This window comes from Photobacterium sp. Alg240-V54, assembly GCF_900537155.1.
Taxonomy (GTDB): Bacteria; Pseudomonadota; Gammaproteobacteria; order Enterobacterales; family Vibrionaceae; genus Photobacterium.
On the sequence record NZ_UNRL01000013.1, the window covers coordinates 63114 to 78721 of the forward strand.

Consider the following 15608-nt stretch of genomic DNA (forward strand, 5'->3'; position numbering starts at 1 on the left):
TTACAATACAATCATACCAGCAATTGGGCTAAACCACTGGCTCGCTCAGTACGAACTTGCACACTCTTACTAATAATATCCAGTGGCGCATACAAATACAGCCGAGATTTAGCACGGGTAATACCGGTATAAATTAATTCACGGGTTAAAATCGGTGTATAGTCAACAGGTAACACCATCACTGTATCTGCAAATTCCGATCCTTGAGATTTATGAATCGTCATCGCATATACCACTTCATGCTCAGGAATACGGCTCGGCAAAATACCGCGAATAGTGCCATCGGGCATTTCAAAATACACTCGTAATCGGCGCCGTCCACTATCAGCGTCAACCTCTGGCTCTAACATCGTCATGCCAATATCACCATTAAATAATCCCAACGCATGGTCATTGCGAGTGATCATGATTGGGCGACCGACATACCATGTTTCATCATTAGGTGAAATTCGCCCACGGTGAGTCAACTCTTTTTCAATGCGTTGATTTAAGCCGACAACGCCAAAATCCCCCTCACGCAACGCACATAATAAGCGCACATTTGCAAATGCCCTTAGTACTTCTGCTGGGGTTTGATCCGCTTTTATTGCATCGAGATAATCAAGATAAAACGTCACCACTTGATTGATCATCGACGCATAGCTTTCAGCACTAAGCGAATAATGGTGAATATCTTTAAAGCCCTGCTGCCATACTTTATTCACCAGGGCTGGCTTGCCTTGGTTAATCGCTTTAGCTAACTGACCAATACCCGATAAAGCATGGAAACGGTAGCTTTTTTGCAGCATACATAAACAATCGGTCACCACACTTAAACCGATATTATTTGAGTGTAAATCAAACCCAGTTAACTGACTTAATCGTTGCCCTTGCTCGGCGCTATAACCTTGATTAGAAAAAGAACAAATATCGCCCAGCACAGCGCCCGCCTCAACCGAGGCTAATTGGTCTCTGTCACCCAACAGAATTAATTTAGCCCCTTGCGGCATCGCATCTAATAACCGCGCCATCATCGGCAAATCAACCATTGACGCTTCATCAACCACCAACACATCAAGGTGAAGTGGATTATCTTTATGGTGGCGGAATTCGACTCGATTCGGTATCGACCCCAATAAACGATGTAATGTACTTGATTGAGTAGGAATTAAATCTTTAATTTGTTGCGGTACTGCTAATGATTTAATCGCTGAACCTATTGATTCAGTTAGACGTGCCGCCGCCTTACCCGTTGGTGCCACCAGCATAATATTAGGCTTATGCTCGCCATTCGCTTGCATCACTAACGCTGCCAACAGCTTCGCCACCGTGGTAGTTTTACCTGTACCTGGACCACCAGAGATCACTGCAAACTGACGCGTTAACGCCATTGCTGCTGCTACTTTTTGCCAATTTAAACAAACACTTGCTGGCACCAATACGTCTAATGGTTGTAAATCAGTAATTTGGGAGGCTTGTTGTAATAGCTTATCAATCGCTGCCCAATCAAGTTGCTGCGGTTTTACAATATTCAAAAAATCACAAGTTATTTGTTGGCGTTGCAAACTGTCACTCACGCCTTGCAGCGCGTGGAATAAATGACCATAACTTGGCTGAAATAAATCATTTAATGCTTGGTGCATCAAGGTTAATTGCTGCCCTTGCCATTGAGTATCATTGCCAACTTGACCTTGATTGGTCGCCATATCGACAATCCGTTTAGCCACTGTTTGTTCAAACTGCCAATAGCGATTGAGATACAAGCGTCCATGGTCCAGCACTAATGGACATGCTTGCACAGTGTTCGCTTGAGCATTTGCCACCACATCATATTGATTTAATAACTGTGGCCATTGGCTTGGATCGGGTAAGCCGTCAATTAATGCCACCGACAATCGACTTGATAGACCAAATAAATGCTGAGGTTGTAGTTGTTCAAAACGCACACAGATATGGCCTCTACCCAACTCATAACTCACTAACGCCGCCATTAATGCAGCTAAATCTTGCTGCGATTGTGGACTATGCAACGCCACAAATTTAGCAAACTGATAATCAAGCTGACGTAATCCACCTTGTTGAGTGAGCTTTTGTAATCGCTTAAGCATGTGGCAGTGCTCCATTCATCACTAAATCCAATTCATCGAGTAATAATTCACTTGGGCGCGCATAAAAAATGCCACTGTCACTTCCCGCCTGAATACCACGTAAAAATAGATAATACACGCCACCAAAATGGGTTTCATAATCGTAATTAGGAATACGACTGCGTAGAAAACGCTGCAATGCCAACGCATAAATTTGGTACTGTAAGTCATAACGGTGTTCACGCATCGCGGTTCGCAGTTGCTCACCACGGTACAGTTGTGGATCATCACCAAGATAATTCGATTTCCAGTCTAAAACATAATACTTACCTTGATGCTCAAACACTAAATCAATAAAGCCTTTTAGCATGCCACTGACAGTCGCAAAGCCTAATTCTCCCGCTTTGGCCGACAATGGATCATGCTTGGCTATCACTTTATTTAATGCCACCGCTTGTAAAATCTCAATTGGTAATAAAAATTCCATTTCAGTTAAGCGTTGTGAAGCCGTTTTATCTGCTAACCGCAGTGCATCACCATCAAGTGCACACGTTAATACATCTTGAATTAATTGCTGCAATACCGGCAACCACGCCAATTCATAATTTTCTAATTGCAGCAGTTCAGTTAATTTAACTACCGTTTCAGGGCTATCAACCGCGGCGGTAAAATCAATTTCTTCAAACACGGTATGCAAAAATGTTCCCGGACGGGCACCACGAGGAAACGTATAAATAGAATATTGCGGCTCTAATTCTAACTCACCATCATCTGTCTCTGGCGTGGCATTTTGTACCGAATCAATATCAAATCCGGGTAAATCTAAGCTGCTGTCATGGGCGGTTTGATGGCCTTGTTTGACCAAATTCGAATAGCTGGTCATCCACCAATTGCGCTCTAATGGCGTCGAAAAAGATCGCTTAACTAACGCGTCACTGACTTCATCTTGTGGTTGCCATTGGCTATCAGTCAATTGAGGCGGCTCAGTGACGGTGATGGCCGCTTGAACGCCACTCAATTTAGCTAAGGCTAATTCAAGGGCAGCCACACCACTCGCCTCACCATTTTGTACTAAATGCCCCATTGCAGAACGATGTAATCCTGTCGGCTCTTTGGTGCTACGGCCATTACGAATCGGCGCCATGCCAACATAACACCCATAAACTGCGCGAGTTAATGCCACATACATCAAGCGTAAATCTTCCGCTAAACGTTCTTGATCCGCTTTTTCAATTGCTGACGCTTGCTTGGCAATATCAAGCACCGTGATGTTATCGACCTCATCGTGGTATTTGACTTCACCTTTACTATCGACTTCACGGTAACTGCACACAAACGGCATAAATACTAAATCATATTCCAAGCCCTTTGATTTATGAATAGTGACAATCTGCACCAGATTACGTTCTGACTCAAGCCGCATCACTTGATCATCTGCATTACCATTTGGTTCTGCTACATGCTCTGCTAACCAACGCAATAACGCATAATCACTATCTAATGTTTGACTGGCCTGTTGCAGCAGTTCCCCAATATGCAATAAATCTGTGAGTTTTCGTTCACCGCCATCTTCGGCCAATAACCGCTCTGCAATTTGATTTTTTGCCATTACACTGCGTAACATTGGCATCACACCACGTTTTAGCCATTGCTGACGATATTGCTTAAAGCTATTAACCGCAATTTCCCACTCATTCTCATCATTATTAAGCTGATCGAGTTCAATTGCAGAACGGGCAAACAGCCCTGACGCTAATGCCGCACGTAAAATACGATCATCTTCAGGGGTTAATACCGCTTGCAATAACCGCTGAATATCTGCCGCTTCTGCAGTTGAAAACACACTATCACGGTTAGATAAATAGACACTGGCAATGCCTTGTTTTGATAATGCTTCACGCACTAATCGCCCTTCAGTACCGGTACGTACCAAGACTGCTATATCACCAGCAGCGATCGCATGCCGTTGCTCACCATCTAAAAAATAGGCTTGGTCTTGCTGTGATTGAGTCAAAATATGTTGAATCTGTGCTGCTGTTGCTGCCGCCATTGTCGCTTGGTAACTACCTTTAGTGATTGGCTTACTATCAGGACTGTCTTGCAACCAAAAGGTTAATGCATGTTGAGCTTCACCCTCTAACCACCAGCTGCGTTGAGTCGCTTTAGGACTATGATCAACCGCTAAAAATTCAATGTCTTGATCGTAAATAAATGGGCTGTCTGGTTGCTGAAACACGCTATTAACCGCCGCAATCATAGTCGCAGTTGAACGCCAATTAGTGGCTAATGTATAGTGATCAGTCACTTGGCGGCGGGCTTGAATATAAGTAAAGATATCGGCCCCACGAAAGGCATAAATCGCTTGTTTAGGATCACCAATCATAAACAAACCACATTCAGGATGATGACGGTAAACATCACTAAAAATACCGTATTGAAGTGGATCGGTGTCTTGGAATTCATCAATCATTGCTACTGGATATTGCGCGCGAATCTTACTCGCGAGCAATTCATCAACATCATTATCAATCGCAGCTCCTAACTGCGTCAGCAAGTCATCAAATGACAACCATCCTTTACGCGCTTTAGCGTCAGCCAATAACTGACGACAATGCTCTATCGCATGAGCTAATAATGGTTCTCGTAAATTGGCAGGATTATCGATTAGTTCAGCAATAGCATTAAATACCGCATGCTCGGGGGCATCACCTTTAGCGGTTTTTTCAATTAAGGTTTGCTGATGGAAGCGAATTAAATGATCCGGTAACGCATACTCTACCGTCGCTTGAGCTGCCCATGCGCTCACTTGCTCAATCCAATTAGGTAAGCTTTTTTTAGTGTAACTGCGTTTATTCACCCCAGAATTTGCAATGACGGCTTCAAGATCATGTTGATGCTCACGCCACAGCGCTTTGACCTCATCAATTCGAACAATATTTTGCTGGTGTAATTGTGCTAACGACGCTGTCATTGCTGCCACCGACAATCGCACTGGCGCACCTGTTAAACTATTACCAATTTCTTTTAATAATGCGCTTGGTGATGACCAAATTTCACGGACCTCATGAACAAGTGCTGGCGCTAAATGATAAAAACTACTGCGCCAATAATCTGCAACCACCCGCTTTTTTAATTGGCTTTCATCGGTGACAAATTCATTATTAAATCGGCTTCCTGACTCAAACGCATTTTGGGTCAGCATGCGCTGGCAGAAGCCATGAATGGTATAAATAGCCGCCTCATCCATTTGGCGTTCGGCTTGCAATAAAATCGTCGCGGCTAATTTATGATCTTGATATTCATTTAACAGTGGTTTAATCACTGGATCGTGACTGATACCACGACTAAACGCTAATCGCGCATCATGAATACGGGCACGAATACGATCACGTAATTCCGCCGTGGCCGCTTCAGTAAAAGTTACCACCAAAATTTGGTCGACTGTTAGCTGCTGTTGATGGCGACTACTCGCATCGCCATGACCTAACAATAACCGTAAATACAAACTCGCAATGGTAAAGGTTTTACCTGTACCCGCCGATGCTTCGATTAAACGTGTACCGTGCAATGGAAACGTCATTGGTTGCAAAATATTTGTTTGAACGTCAGTGGTTAGTACGTCAGTCGCCATTATGTCACTCATCCCATGGTTGCTCTATGTAACAACAGCGCCAGCCTAAAATTTATCAACATTAACAATCTGGCTGGTTATTATGTGATCCAACACTTATAAGCAAATATTGGCATTCAAAATTCTGTTGTATTCCTATAATGTGAGAACTTACTCACGGTTTGTACTACGGTGGTTAGTTAGTATCAGCGCCAGAAACTTGGTCACCTCTGGACCTGTGGCCGTACAGCGAACACCCTACAACTAACAATGATTTGCTGGCGGCCACACTACTTCACTGCTACTTAAAACAGTTTATTCCGGCTTAATTTCTTTCGCGTTTACCACCGCCGCTTGCAGCACCAACGCTGTTAATTGATTAGCCTCTTGTGCCAAATCATCATTCCATTTAGGCCATACACGATTGATATATTCATCACTGCCTTCACCGCTAAATAAGTAGCCATCATTAAAACATTCCGCCATCTTCGCCAGTGCTTTCTGCTCAGTATCAGCATCGTCTTTCCAACTACCATCACGACCTATATGCGCCTGTATTGCTACCATCGCTGTTTTAGGAAAATACGCTAAAGGCTGGTTTAATCCTTGGTAATATAACTCAATCAATTGTTGTAAATACCCCAGTGCTTGCTGCGGTTCAATCACTTGCAATTGAAGATGCTTATCGGTGCCGATAACATGGGTAACTTGTGCCATTTCTGGTGCTGATATCGCTAAACAGAGATGATCAAACCACGCCGTTAACAGATCTTGTGGACGAATTTTACCGGTTCGGTAACGTAATAATCCTGACTGATAACGTTTCTTGATCCAGCCTTGTAATAACACTTTATGCTCAGCTACCATCAGCGTGATTGCTACTTCTTGATCGGCTAATGGAGCATGAATTAACGGTTCAATCACATCGGTTAAATTTGCCACCGCTAGTCGACTCGCCGCTAAATCAAGATCGCCAAATGCAGCAACAGGTAAATTACCCGCAGCCCGTTGTTCGGCGGCAAACTGATGATAAATAACATCGGGATCAGCATTTTTGAGCTTGGCATCTAACAACAATTCCAGTAATTGATCACGAATAAAGTAGCTTTCAAGGCCATTGATCACAAACGGCTCATCATCTTCTAATAACCCCAATGGCGGCTCAAAATAGACTTTTAAACGACGATTAAAAAAGTACTTTACCGGTAAGCGCCAAAAACGTTGTAATTCGGCTAATTCTAAAATTAACGCTTGTTCGTCAGCCATCGGCTCTGCTGCTAATGCATCAAGCTGAAACGGTGCACTTGCCTGCCCCTCACGATTAGCCGCAGGTAACCACTCAATCGCAAAACTTGGATCATCACCAACAAATGCATTTGGACTAAACGGTACCAATGAATGATGCTGAACTAACTGGTGTTTGATATTGTCAGCAGAAACATCAACCGCTAACGATTGATCACCATCGCAGCAATAACCCTGCTGACAGTATTCAATCAATTCACTGACGAGTACTGATGGTACTTTTTGAGCGTTATCTTGAATCGAACGGCCAACGTAACTGATATACAAACTTTGCTGAGCAGATAACAAAGCTTCAAGAAATAAGTAACGGTCATCATCACGACGCGAACGATCGCCTGCTTTGGTGCGACCATTCATTAAATCAAACCCTTCTGGGGCGATATTGCGCGGATAAGCGCCATCATTCATTCCTAGCAAGCACACCACATTAAACGGAATCGAACGCATGGGCATTAATGTACAGAAATTCACTTGCCCGGCTAAAAAGCGCTGACTCACGCGCTCACCAGAGAGTTTATCTTGTAGATATTGGGTTAATACCGCAGGTGTGATTCGATCATGATATCCCGCATCTTGTAGCTGCTGATGTAAGCGCTGCAAGTTATCGCGAATCGATTTTAAAATTAACTCGCCTTCTAATTCGACCGCAAAGAAATCATCCAATAATTGATGTAATAACTCAGCCCATTGATTGACTGTTTGCGGTTGCGCTAATGCGCTACGATATTCAATTAAGCTATCAATAAAACCAGCTAATTGACCCGCTAATTCAGCATCTAAGCCTTGCACTTGTTCATACGCTGAAATTCCTGCAAATAACCCCGTATCATGCGGCATTGCATAACCTAGTAACATGCGTTGAATACCAAATAGCCATGTGTTTTGTAGTTGCTCAGGTAAATCAAACTGGCTTGAGGTATGTTGATCGAGTCCCCACCGAATACCCACTTCTTCAATCCATTTTTTAATTTTTTCAAAGCTGGCACTATCAAAACCGAACTTTTCCATTACCGCTGGCACTTCTAATAATTCTAATAATTCAGAAGCATGACAACGGCTTTCAGGTAAAGTCAGTAGCCGTAAAAACGCCAACAGAATTGGGTTTTCTTGCTCTGCTGTACGATCGGAAATAGAAAATGGAATATAACGATTACCAGGGGCATTACCAAACACCGCTTGAATCGCAGGGCTATAGGCATTGATGTCAGCCACCATCACTATCACATCGCGTGGTTTGAGGTGTGAGTTAGTTGCAAACATTGCCAATAATTTATCATGCAACACTTCAACTTCACGCATCGGACTATGACAGGCATGAATGGTGATCGAATGATCATTAGCAGCTATCGGGAATTTATGCAGGCTTGAATCGAGTTGAGTGTCATCTTGGCGATCTTGCAAATTTAAAATATCTGCTTGAATAGCATGCAATAAAGTATCAGGTTCAATATCAACAAAGCCAGCATCGACTTCATTGACTTCCATCGCCGATAACAAATACATATTATCCCGACCAAGTTTACCCATTGAGGCTAATAAACTATTGCCAACCACATCATTGTGCATGTCATCGTCATAGTTAGTTTGATCGCTATCTTTAAGTACTGACAGGTACTCATTTAGCTCATCATCAGTGGCGATATGTTGTAATTGTACCCGCTGACGAGCAGCTAACCGTGCTAAGTGTTTACGATCACGAATATCACCCCAATAATATTTACACGGGTTAGTAAACATTAAATGGACATCAATATGCTCACCAATCGCCGCGAGCGCATCTAAATAACGCGGTGGTAATGAAGAAATGCCAAACACAAACAACCGTTGTGGCAAACCTGCTGCCAGCAACGCCGCTTTGCCTTCACTGCCCGAATAATTATTAAGCGTTTCAATAAAGTGATCATACAAATTTGCACGATGATAAGGCGACTGCCCTAACGCCAGCGTTTGATCATAAAGAGCTTGCCATAAGAGCGGTTGCCACGGGTGCTCATCATTCAACTCTGCAATGGTTTCACCCGCTTCCCATTGTTGAATCCATTCGGGGCGATACACTAAATATTGGTCAAAAATATCGGCAATTTTTTCGGAAAGCTGATAACACTTAAGTAAATCACTATCACTGTCTAAATAACGTTTTAACGGTTCAAATTCAGGCAGATCAAATTGCTGCGGTAATACCTGCATTAACTTCCATGTCATCGCTTCTTTGTTAAATGCACTTCGTTCTGGCACATCAGCCAAAACTTGAGTAAACATTTTCCAGATAAAAGTCGCAGGTAATGGAAAATCAATATTTGCAGCTACGCCAAACGAGGTTGCCAATTCCATTTTTAGCCATTGCGACATACCTGGGCTCTGCACCAGAATTTGCTCTTTTTCAAACGGATTCGCTAATGGCTGTAAACGGATCAATTCCACTAATAATGATTTCAGCAGATCAAGTTGATTTGAATGATAGACAGTGAACACGCAGATATTCCACAGCAAAGAAATAGAGACTTAAATTGTCTACCATCACTGAGATACTGTAAATAAATACAGCTTAAAAATATTCATTAAACGTCGCAATATGTAGACAGCCACAAAAAAGCCCAACCAATTTGGCTGGGCAACACACGGAACATTTATTAGTACCACAATCCACTCGTGAAATTATGGCACCATCGCTATCAAATGTTTTGTGGGCAGACTTCACTGCGTTGAAACAATCGACTCACAGGACGATAAAAAGCTAAATATCGAATCGCTACATAACCAATAATGATCGTTGCAACATATAATTCAATTGTAGCTAAACCATGAACTTGGGCGACATATTGCGCATCAAAACCATAACTTTTCATCCAAGCGGCGGTTTTAAATAATGCCGTAGCGCCAATAGCCATTGGGAAGGTAAATGCCGCATAACCAGGGCTAAAATCCAAACGTAATAAACGGAAAAATGCTAAATAAATAATCGCGGTCATTAATACTGCGATACCGCCTAAAATAGCCACAATCACCGGTGATGGGGTTGCTGTAACCGTTAAATAACCGGCTAATGATAAGCTCGCAGGCGCTGCCATAATCGCAATGGTTGGTTTAGCCGCGTCTGGCACTTCATCGCGGAACATAAACCGATAAATCATCATAGGTAACATAACCGCATAAGCAAGCATACCGAACATCAGCAATATATACGCAAGTGGGTGTAAAGCCGTAACACCTGGAAATGAAACATCAGCAACAATAATACCAATAGGCGGCACAAACCAACTTGGTACCATATGATGTAAATGAAAATCACGCGCGCGGTGGAATAAAAATAAACTTAAGAAAATAACATGTAATCCAACCGCAAATAACCACATATATACGCCAATAGTAATAGAAGCATAAACGCTGACCGCTTTTGATACCACCATCAGTGCCATCGCAAATGTGGGTACTACACTGCCGACGACGTGATGTGATAAATCACCCCATAACAACTTTGGATGCACTAAAAATTTAGCGATTAAAATGAGTAGCATCAATGCTGCAATAACTGCGCCGGTTATTTGTCCATAACCATGAAGTTGGGCACCATTTTCCCAACACCATAAAATACTACCAATACCTAATGCTAAACCAGCCATTGGTGTTGGTGCGCCTGCCAATTTTCTTTTGGTTGTTGCAATCATATTTCTCTCTCCGCATTAGATAGCAATAGCGAATTATTCTTATTGATTGCAGTATACCGCCCAGTTAGTATTTATAATAATTGAATATATTTAAATAGATGTTAATATTATCTTAACGATTAAAGTGAGCCATGATTTACCATGCGCTTTTAATGAGGTGATAATGAATATCGCACTAAAACAACTTAAAGTTTTTGTTACTGTGGCACAGGAAAAAACAATTACTGCTGCTGCTGAAAAATTATTTCTCTCAAAACCTGCTGTGAGCATGGCGCTATCTGAATTAGAAAAGCAACTTGATCATAAATTATTTGATCGCAACAATAATCGTTTAATTATTAATGAACAAGGTAAGCGCCTGCTGCCTCTCGCCGATGAGCTTTTAGCCCGTTCTAATGCCATTGAAAATTTATTTGATCAAGCTGGCCCCCTAACGGGAAAATTAAAAGTCGGTTCAAGTGACACGGTAGGAAATCAAGTTACTCCCTTCTTATTACGCGATTTTCGACTTCAATCCCAGCATCGAGACCAAACATTATTTATCTCAAATACGGCTCAAATCTGCCATAAATTAATGGAATTTGAATTAGATATCGGTTTAGTTGAAGGCAAAGTTCAGCACTCAGATTTGGTTGTCCAACCATGGCTATGTGATCAAATGGTGATTGCGTGTCATCCGCAGCACCCGTTAACCAAAATTGAAAATTTACAGCTATCGGATCTCGAAAATTCAGAATGGGTATTAAGAGAAATAGGATCAGGAACGCGTGAGTTTTTTCTTAATCGAATCTCACCACGATTAGATAAGTGGACCACCTCATTTGAATTAAATACTACTGAGGCGATCATTAATTGCGTTAGTGCTGACTTAGGTATCACATGCATATCTCAACGGGCAATCGCTCATGCTGTTGAGGAGCAACGAGTCGCAATACTGACATTACCACTTGATATGAATCGCCAGTATTGGTTGTTGTACCACCAAGAAAAATATCAAAGTCCATTATTAAAATTATTCTTGGAATTTTGCCAACAATGGCAATTTGATTAAACGCGGTTATCACCAACACTAAATGCAATAATTTGGCTGATCTGGGTTAACGATCGGCCAGATTGTTGCTGCCAATGATTAAATGCATTCTGTGCTGCTCGCAATGATTTTAATGTATCACGACCACCGTCAATAACATTGGTATGACGTAAGTAAGCTTCAACATCCTGAGTAAACAAAAAAGTATCTTTACCTAACCCACGTAAACTATAAGCACCCGTTTTGCCTCCTAAACGGCAACCGTGCTTTTTAAGGTATAACCACAATCCTACAATATCTTGTTCAGGCCAATCTGCGACCATTGCCGCAAATGAACCATATTCCAATGCGGCACGATGGATCATATTGGCATTTTCAGGGATCGTCATCACCTTTTTCAAATCACGAATAATGGTTGGATCTTGCGCTTTTCGTTCCCACATTTCAGTTGGCATCAAGCCCATTTTTTCAATATCAAACTCAAAAAATACGGTTTCAAATGCAGGCCATTTATTACGCACAACTTGCCACCGAATCCCACATTGAAACACTTTTTGAGTAAATTCAGCCAACCACCGATGATCTGCAATTAACCGCAATTGCTCTTTATTCAGTGGAGTTGTGAGTAATTTTTCTAAATTGGATTCACTGCCCTTTCTTTCTGCAGCACGATGATAGATTTGGTTAAATTTTTCTCGAGTCATCACATTCACACGCTTAGCACTAGACTCACTCACCATACTACTGTATAAGCGTCCAGTAAATAAATTTTAGGAGAGGATGACCATGGCAGTTATCGTCAAATATGTAGTAGAGCGCAACGGGGAAGAAAAGATGACTTTTACCTCTAAATCCGAAGCCGATGCATATGACAAAATGCTTGATATGGCAGATGATATGTTTGCTTTATTAAGTGAAAGTGATTTATTCGAAGACGAAGCAAAGCAAGAAGAACTATCAATGTTCTTGGCGCAAAAGCGTGAACAAGTCTTAGTTGCTCTTGGTGCTAAAAAAGCCAAGCCTGCACCAAAAGCAAAAGCTGTAAAGCCTGAAGTTGTTGCCGATGAGCAGCAGCAAGACGCCGCATAATTTTAATATTATCGAGTTTGTCGTCGAAAGCCTCCTAATGGAGGTTTTTTTTATCTTAGTTTCTATAACACCATCATATAACGGTCCTTCCTTATCTATTATCTATAAATGAACCAGCTTCATAGCGTTTACAATCGTCATTTTTAGTTAATAAACCATCATTTTGTGCTGATTATTGGTTCAGCTCTTCTATATTTTTATAACTGTCTTTATGATGGTTTTAATTGGCGGTAAATCACCTGTTAGCTCAAGACGTAACACTCGTCTATGTTATTGGTAAAGTCATTATTTTAATTATCGCATCATATTTATTTGAATGGAGAACAGGTAATCATGTCTAGCTTTGCACTTGCCCTAGGTACTGCGACTAAAAATCGTGATGGAAAAATTATTGAAGCGTTTTTTCCAACCCCAACGCTACATCCATCAGAACAACTTGTAAAAGACATCGCCACTATTGTTGATTACCGTGGTGGTAACCAAGCTATTGAAGTAACACCTGAACAATGTGCGGCTATTGCATCAGCATTTGAAGATGCCAACGATGAAACGAGTGCACAATTTGCAGCCAAAGCAACATTGTCTTCACAATCATTGGTTATGGTTATGCTAAAAACTGATATCTCGCCAGTATCGGTTGCTGAAGGTTTCTTAAAGCTACAACTTATTTCACACCGTTTAGTTAAGCCTCACGGCTTAGTACTTGACGGTATTTTTGGTCTATTGCACAACATTGCATGGACCAACCAAGGCCCAATCGATTTACCAGAGCTTGCTGAGCGCCAAATGGATGCGCGTCTTAATGGCGAAACTATCACCGTTGATTGCGTTGACAAGTTCCCTAAAATGGTAGATTACGTTGTACCAACAGGGGTCCGTATTGCTGATACCTCACGTGTTCGTTTAGGTGCACATGTTGGTGAAGGCACTACGGTTATGCATGAAGGTTTCATTAACTTTAATGCCGGTACTACAGGCATAAGCATGGTTGAAGGTCGTATTTCTGCGGGTGTTGTTGTCGGTAATGGTTCTGATATTGGCGGCGGTGCGTCGATCATGGGTACATTATCTGGCGGCGGTAAAGTGGTAGTATCAATTGGGGAAAACAGCCTCTTAGGTGCTAACGCGGGTCTTGGTTTCCCATTAGGTGATCGTTGTACTATCGAATCAGGTTTATATGTAACTGCAGGTTCAAAAGTACAAATGTTAGATGCTGATGGTAAAGCTGTGGAGACCGCAAAAGCTCGCGATCTTGCTGGCAAAGCTGATTTATTGTTCCGTCGCAACTCAATGACAGGACAAATTGAGTGTTTAACCAATAAAACCGCAATTGAATTAAACAGCGAACTGCACAGCAATAACTAACACAGCTCCAACTCAATAAACGCAAACAGCCGCTACGCTATATAGCATAGCGGCTGTTTTTAATTATGCTTCAGGCTCAGGCTGTGCCTTTTTCTTAATAATATAAATAAAAGGATTATTAAATGAGAATTTACTGCCCTGAGTAGTTAATCGCTTATCACGCATCGCCACTAACACTTCTTTTTGCACTTTGACTAAAGCAAAGAAGCGCAACATCATAAAACCAATTAATACAGGCAAAAATACCGACCCAGCTTCATTTGATTGTAAAATAAAACTGATTGCCATCCAACCAACGATCATCGCCACTAATAAGTAAAACGATGCCGTTTTTAATTCGATTCTGATCTCTGAATCCGTTTCATTACGCTGGAAAAAAAATTTCACTGGTTGTTCCCTAAAAATCAATCTGTTGAATTTCATTTTTACATAATTTTCAACGTAATAATATTCTCAATCTCCGCTCCCGCTATCTCTTGATACCATCCATGAAAAATATTTATCAAAACGATTAACACTTTATATTAAAAGCATAATAACGCATCTATCACAACTTATGTATATGCAACTTAAGAAGTACTTTTTAGCAATATAACCACCAATCTCTTGGTGCTATTTTATAAACGTTATTTATGAAAACAGTACAATATGTTCTGTTATTCAGCCACTAACATAAAAACAATAATTTTAAATATCTTTCATGATTAAGTTGGTTAGTAATGAATAGTACAAGTAATGCTCAAACAAAAAAAAAGGGAATTAGCATTTTTGCGCTCGCAATGTTAAACATTGTTGCGGTCGTGAGTTTGCGTGGTCTTCCAGCAGAAGCAGAATACGGTTTAAGCTCCATTTTTTATTATATTTTTGCCGCCGTGGTGTTTCTGGTTCCGGTATCATTGGTCGCAGCTGAACTTGCGACGGGTTGGTCAGAGAAAGGCGGTGTTTTCCGCTGGGTAGGTGAAGCTTTTGGACCTCGAGTAGCATTGGTTGCCATCTTCATGCTATGGATTGAAGTGACGGTTTGGTTTCCAACTGCACTGACTTTTGGCTCTGTTTCTCTTGCATTTATGGGTCCAGATCAGTCATGGGATCAAGCATTATCCCAAAATAAATTCTTCGTACTAGGGATCGTATTAGCCATTTACTGGCTTGCAACCTTCATCGCTTTACGCGGTACTGCAGCCTTTTCTAAAGTGGCTAAATGGGGTGGTTTAGTTGGTACGGTTATTCCTGGTGTCGTATTAATTGTTTTAGGTTTCTCTTACCTATTCTTCTCAGGTCGTCCACCACAAGTGCAATTATCTTGGCACGATGTTATTCCTGACTTTTCTAACTTTAATAACGTTGTTTTAGCGGCAAGTATCTTCTTGTTCTATGCCGGTATGGAAATGAACGCGATTCACGTTAAAGAAGTTGATGATGCGCCGCGTAACTACCCCATTGCGATTGCGATTGCTGCGATTGGTACGGTGTGTGTC

Annotated in this window: 10 protein-coding genes; 4 read left to right on the forward strand and 6 right to left on the reverse strand. The window is 41.6% G+C overall.

Annotated elements, in window-relative coordinates; all coding sequences use genetic code 11:
- Positions 1–11 precede the first annotated feature (11 nt).
- From recD to G6R09_RS18940, 4 genes are all read right to left on the reverse strand, one after another.
- Positions 12–2087, reverse strand: a complete 2076-nt coding sequence (recD, locus tag G6R09_RS18925; RefSeq protein WP_163924026.1) for an exodeoxyribonuclease V subunit alpha — start codon at positions 2085–2087, stop codon at positions 12–14.
- Entirely contained in the window at positions 2080–5697 is a 3618-nt protein-coding gene (recB, locus tag G6R09_RS18930; protein ID WP_163924028.1) for an exodeoxyribonuclease V subunit beta, read from the reverse strand. The genes recD and recB overlap by 8 nt, the downstream gene beginning before the upstream one ends.
- A 294-nt stretch (positions 5698–5991) precedes the next feature.
- Positions 5992–9453: an exodeoxyribonuclease V subunit gamma gene (recC, locus tag G6R09_RS18935; RefSeq protein WP_163924030.1), complete on the reverse strand. Its 3462-nt coding sequence runs from the start codon at positions 9451–9453 to the stop codon at positions 5992–5994.
- A 200-nt stretch (positions 9454–9653) separates the two neighbouring features.
- Positions 9654–10646 carry a TDT family transporter gene (locus tag G6R09_RS18940; protein ID WP_065167312.1) on the reverse strand — a complete coding sequence of 331 codons (993 nt, stop codon included), beginning with the start codon at positions 10644–10646 and terminating at the stop codon, positions 9654–9656.
- Positions 10647–10809: 163 nt separating this feature from the next.
- Between G6R09_RS18940 and G6R09_RS18945 the strand changes: the two genes are divergently transcribed.
- Complete coding sequence (locus tag G6R09_RS18945) at positions 10810–11697, forward strand: LysR substrate-binding domain-containing protein (protein ID WP_065167311.1); 888 nt, start codon at positions 10810–10812, stop codon at positions 11695–11697.
- Here G6R09_RS18945 and G6R09_RS18950 read toward each other — a convergent pair.
- Positions 11694–12380: a DNA-3-methyladenine glycosylase I gene (locus G6R09_RS18950; protein ID WP_065167364.1), complete on the reverse strand. Its 687-nt coding sequence runs from the start codon at positions 12378–12380 to the stop codon at positions 11694–11696. The two genes, G6R09_RS18945 and G6R09_RS18950, sit on opposite strands and share 4 nt — an antisense overlap.
- Before the next feature lie 82 nt (positions 12381–12462).
- Here G6R09_RS18950 and G6R09_RS18955 point away from each other — a divergent pair, with 82 nt between their 5' ends.
- Together G6R09_RS18955 and dapD are read left to right on the forward strand one after the other, a co-directional pair.
- A complete protein-coding gene (locus tag G6R09_RS18955) occupies positions 12463–12765 on the forward strand; it encodes a YebG family protein (RefSeq protein ID WP_065167310.1) in 303 nt (100 codons plus the stop codon).
- 333 nt (positions 12766–13098) lie between these two features.
- Positions 13099–14130 (forward strand): 2,3,4,5-tetrahydropyridine-2,6-dicarboxylate N-succinyltransferase, encoded by a 1032-nt coding sequence (gene dapD, locus G6R09_RS18960; protein ID WP_065167309.1) that lies wholly within the window; start codon positions 13099–13101, stop codon positions 14128–14130.
- A 63-nt stretch (positions 14131–14193) separates the two neighbouring features.
- On the opposite strand, the gene G6R09_RS18965 is transcribed toward dapD, so the two are convergent.
- Entirely contained in the window at positions 14194–14517 is a 324-nt protein-coding gene (locus G6R09_RS18965; protein WP_065167308.1) for a hypothetical protein, read from the reverse strand.
- Positions 14518–14849: 332 nt separating this feature from the next.
- Between G6R09_RS18965 and G6R09_RS18970 the strand changes: the two genes are divergently transcribed.
- Positions 14850–15608, forward strand: a 759-nt coding sequence (locus tag G6R09_RS18970) for an amino acid permease (protein ID WP_163924032.1), incomplete at its 3' end; no start/stop codon positions are given.

What these genes read in the sequence shown, in the direction of transcription:
- G6R09_RS18940 (WP_065167312.1), bottom strand. Translation starts at nt 10,646, where the DNA reads ATGATTGCAACAACCAAAAGAAAATTGGCAGGCGCACCAACACCAATG.
- G6R09_RS18955 (WP_065167310.1), top strand. Translation starts at nt 12,463, where the DNA reads ATGGCAGTTATCGTCAAATATGTAGTAGAGCGCAACGGGGAAGAAAAG.
- G6R09_RS18945 (WP_065167311.1), top strand. Translation starts at nt 10,810, where the DNA reads ATGAATATCGCACTAAAACAACTTAAAGTTTTTGTTACTGTGGCACAG.
- recB (WP_163924028.1), bottom strand. Translation starts at nt 5,697, where the DNA reads ATGGCGACTGACGTACTAACCACTGACGTTCAAACAAATATTTTGCAA.
- G6R09_RS18950 (WP_065167364.1), bottom strand. Translation starts at nt 12,380, where the DNA reads ATGACTCGAGAAAAATTTAACCAAATCTATCATCGTGCTGCAGAAAGA.
- recD (WP_163924026.1), bottom strand. Translation starts at nt 2,087, where the DNA reads ATGCTTAAGCGATTACAAAAGCTCACTCAACAAGGTGGATTACGTCAG.
- dapD (WP_065167309.1), top strand. Translation starts at nt 13,099, where the DNA reads ATGTCTAGCTTTGCACTTGCCCTAGGTACTGCGACTAAAAATCGTGAT.